Consider the following 678-nt stretch of genomic DNA (forward strand, 5'->3'; position numbering starts at 1 on the left):
TTGCGAAAGCGTTGGACGAATCACCCGCCAACATCAACCGGGCACTCAACACCCTGATTGAAGAAGGGATGGCACAAAAACTGGATAGCGGCCGCTTTGCCCTGAGCGTTCAGGTGTTGCAGATAGCAGTAACTCACAGCAATGAGATTGCCCGCGCTCAGAACCGCATCAATGAATTAAACCAGCGCGTTCTGGCTGGCAGCCGATAAGGAAAAACAACGATGGCACGTACTAAAACCCAACCAGCAGAGTAAATCCCGGATGCAATGTTGAACCCGGAGCTGGAAAATACGCAAAACCTGATAGCAACAGTCAGCAGCGAATTCAGCGACGAGCGCGACCTGTTGAACCAGCTATTAGGGCAGGCTCAGATGGCTGATGCTTTCGCTCAATTTTCCAAGACCGTCTTGACTTCTAAAATGGCATTTGTGAAGGAAAATAAACTTTATCAATCACTTAAAGGGAAAAGGAGTCAAGACGGTCTTGAGTTTTCAGGCACATGGGCTGAGTTTTGTAATTTGCTTGGCTACACACCTGAACATGCCAACGAATCAATAAATAACCTACAGTCATTCGGCGAAGAAGCCCTCGAATCCATGTCCCGCATGGGTATCGGCTATCGCGAACTGCGTCAGTTCCGCCGCCTGCCAGAAGACCAGAAAAGCGCTCTGATTGAAG

1 protein-coding gene and 1 pseudogene are annotated in these 678 nt (G+C 49.1%); both read left to right on the forward strand.

Features of this window, described 5'->3' with window-relative positions:
• The coding region (locus tag J5069_RS23765; RefSeq protein WP_264646119.1) for an IclR family transcriptional regulator at positions 1–209 on the forward strand (209 nt) is incomplete at its 5' end.
• A 57-nt stretch (positions 210–266) separates the two neighbouring features.
• Positions 267–678 (forward strand): annotated as a pseudogene (locus J5069_RS23770) (hypothetical protein); the annotation flags it as partial.

It is taken from the genome of Candidatus Symbiopectobacterium sp. NZEC127 (genome assembly GCF_025962675.1).
Lineage (GTDB): Bacteria > Pseudomonadota > Gammaproteobacteria > Enterobacterales > Enterobacteriaceae > Symbiopectobacterium.